This is a genomic window from Treponema sp., from assembly GCF_024696245.1.
Taxonomy (GTDB): Bacteria; Spirochaetota; Spirochaetia; order Treponematales; family Treponemataceae; genus Treponema_D.
The window spans coordinates 1-3,280 of record NZ_JAILGZ010000090.1 but is presented as its reverse complement, the minus strand read 5'-3'; the positions used below and the strand labels follow the sequence as shown (position 1 = coordinate 3,280).

3 protein-coding genes are annotated in these 3,280 nt (G+C 38.2%); all 3 read right to left on the bottom strand.

From position 1 onward, the window contains the following. On the bottom strand, window positions 1–1,488 hold a 1,488-nt coding region (locus tag K6D58_RS06565), incomplete at its 3' end, for a type I restriction-modification system subunit M (protein ID WP_296828816.1). Between the two features lie 13 nt (window positions 1,489–1,501). Beyond that, window positions 1,502–2,086, bottom strand: coding sequence for a restriction endonuclease subunit S (locus tag K6D58_RS06560; protein ID WP_296828814.1), 585 nt, complete (start codon window positions 2,084–2,086; stop codon window positions 1,502–1,504). 297 nt (window positions 2,087–2,383) lie between these two features. After that, the gene (locus K6D58_RS06555) at window positions 2,384–3,022 is read right to left on the bottom strand and encodes a TetR/AcrR family transcriptional regulator (RefSeq protein WP_296828812.1); all 639 of its coding nucleotides are present in this window, start codon (window positions 3,020–3,022) and stop codon (window positions 2,384–2,386) included. Between the last annotated feature and the right edge of the window lie 258 nt (window positions 3,023–3,280).

The window sequence follows — 3,280 nt, the reverse complement described above, 5'->3', positions numbered from 1 at the left end:
TACTGCATCAATATCAATTTCTTCCTCTTCTTCGTAAGTATCAACATAGCGAGGAATATTGAGATTGAATTCGTTGTTTTTGATTTCTTCAAATGGCACTTTACGGCTGTATTTTTCAACATCGCGTCTTGCTTTATAGGTATCTACAATCTTATCTAACTGTTCATCAGAAAGTGTATTTTGTTTTTTGCCCTGAACAAATTCCTTTGATGCATCGATAAACATGACATCTGTTTCTTTCTCACGCCTTCCGCCTTTTTCTCGGGAACGGTCAAACACAAGAATTGCAACCGGGATTCCTGTTGTTGGAAAAAGATTTGAAGGTAAACCAATTACAGCGTCCAAAAGGTTTTCTTCAATCATTGACTGGCGGATTTTAAGTTCTGCCCCACCACGGAACAAAACTCCATGAGGAACAACAACGGCAATTCGACCTTTCTGATTTTCTGCAGTTTCAACCATATGGGTAATAAATGCCCAGTCTCCTTTACTCTTTGGTGGAATACCACGGGTAAATCTTCTGTACGGATCGCTTGCTGCATTCTCTGCGCCCCATTTATCCAAACTAAAAGGAGGATTTGCAACAACAATATCAAACTTCATAAGACTTTTATTGCTTACAAGAAGAGGATTGTTGATTGTATCTCCCCACTCTATTCTTGCGCTGTCAAAACCGTGAAGAAACATATTCATACGGCAAAGAGCCCAGGTACTTCCGTTTGTTTCCTGGCCAAACAATGCAAAATTACCGGAAGGAATCTGATTTGCAGCTTTTATAAGAAGTCCTCCAGAACCACAAGTTGGGTCACAAATTGTATCACCGTCTTTTGGTTGGGCAAGACGAGCGACAAGTTCAGTTACCATAAGAGGGCTAAAGAACTCACCAGCTTTCTTTCCGGAATCTGATGCAAAATGTTCTATAAGATAAATGTAAGTATTACCAATAATATCTTCTGAAACACGACTTGGTCTCATGTCGAGTTTTGGAGAATTAAAATCTTCCAGAAGTTGTTTTAGACGACGATTTCTGTCTTTTGTTTTTCCGAGATTTGCTTCGCTATTAAAATCAATATTGCGGAACACTCCTGCGAGTTTTGTTCTGTTTGCCTCTTCAATATGTTCCAAAGTAATATTGATTAATTCTCCAATATTATTTCTTTCCTTACGTTCATAAAGACTGTAAAAACTAGCTGTAAATGAATCTATTTCCTTGCGTTTACCATCTTCTTCCTCTGTAAGTTTGATAACAGGAAGAACAAAACGCTCGCGTTCCAGTTTACGTCGAATTCGCTCATCATCATCACTATATTCTTTTTTGTATGTATCATAATGGTCCTGCCATACATCGGAAATGTAACGCAAGAACAAAATAACAAGGATATAATCTTTATACTGAGCAGGATCTACAACGCCACGGAATGTATCGCAAGCTGCCCAAGCTGCAGCATTAATGTCTTTTTGATCAATTTTCTGATTTTCGTTTTCCATTTTTATCTCCCAACTAAAGCTCTAAGGTTTTAAGAAGTATTGTTTCTGTTAGCAACTTCTTTTTTTTGATTAATTCTTCCTGCAACTCAATTTCTCTTTCAGAAAGAGTGTTTATCTCTACTATTTTTTTTTGGATTTCTACAGGGGGAACAATCACCGGCAAATCCGCCAATACCGCTGTAGAAATCATAGTTACCGAAGTACCGGTTTTATTAGCAGAAAAATAAGACTGTGCATCCTTACTATTAATATACCATAAAAGGTATTCAGGAAGGATTTTTGATGTATCTTGAAGCCTTATTCGCTGAAACGGAGCAGAGAGAATGATATTATCAGCACTAATAACCATAATGGCAGCTGTAGAATCCATACCTCTGGATCTGAACACCAAGTCTCCTTTTTGAAGAAGATAATTATCAGAGACATCTTGCATATTGATTTTCACTGCGGTAGAGATATCGATTGTATTCTTATCAGATAATTCTTTTAATTGAACTACCAGAATATTCCCTTCTGAGTCAGGCTCAAGTTTTGCACGAAAGGAATAACCTGTGCGAATATCTGCTATATCCTTTAACAAATATGTATTATTTTTCAAACAGTAACCTCGTTACTGTAAATAATACAGCAAAATGAAATTATTGTCAAATTTATTTTGCGATAATTTGATTACTGTATGAAAAATATTTCAGAAAATAGTGACTATAATGAAAAACTTAATTCGGCAGAGGATGTTTTTTTGTTGTGTGACAGAATTGTAATACGTCTTATTTCTCTATATATTTTCGACACAGCATGTTTCGGCCAATGGGAAAATCCAAGCAGCGGATTAGTGTCGCTGAATGAATCATATGAACGTCGCCAGTAAAGTTTACTTAAAAATCTTCTTTTGTTCTTATTCTTTCCACGCCAGTCGCATTTTAAGAAAGTCCTTCATGTCCTTGTAAAAATCCATTGGCGGCGGAACAATGTTAATCTGTTTGAGCGCTTCCTGCACCAAAGGATTTTTGTAGCAGCAAACCGCATTTGACGAGGCGTAAAACAATAGGTCCAGCTGGATTTTGTAGGCGACGTCCGGGCTGACGGAAAGCATTTGTGTAAGTCTGTCGCGGAAGGTATAGGCCAGGTCATAATATTTCTTTTTGAAAATGGCAAGACGTTCTACCGTTACATTTGTTTCAATCACCGGATTAAGATAAGAAACATAACGCATATAATCCTGATTAGCATTTACAATTCCTGCCCATACTTCAGTAATCACGTCCAGGGTAAAATTGTTGCCCTCCGGAAAAGCCGAAAGCAAGGCATTGTAATAGGCGGTCATTTTTTCGGCAGAGATTTCCAGAAAGATTTCTTCTTTGGTTGTGACGTATTTATAAAGGTTGGCGCGAGACCAGCCAAGTTTTTCTGCAATAGTTGTAAGCGTAATTTCTGAATAAGGGCAGTTTGCAAAGAGTTCTGCCGTTGCCTCTTTAATTTGAGAAAGTCTTTCTTCTTTGTGTTCGTCGCTTCTTGCGCGGATATAGTCTGCCATATGAATAGAATATCACAGCTGGCAGATTTTTGCAATAAGCAACTTTTTGTCATTAAAATCGTATTTTAGTATTGACAAGTCACTATTTATGTCATACACTTTTGATAAGTGACACGGCGTTACTAAATGAAATGCGTTAGCGCTGGGAGCTCCGAAGTTGCCGAGGACGGTGAGCGTTAGCGAAGGGCGGACATAGCGACCCGAAGTGAATGAGCATAGCGAATGAACTGAGGGGAACGCCCAGACCTGTGAGGAGAA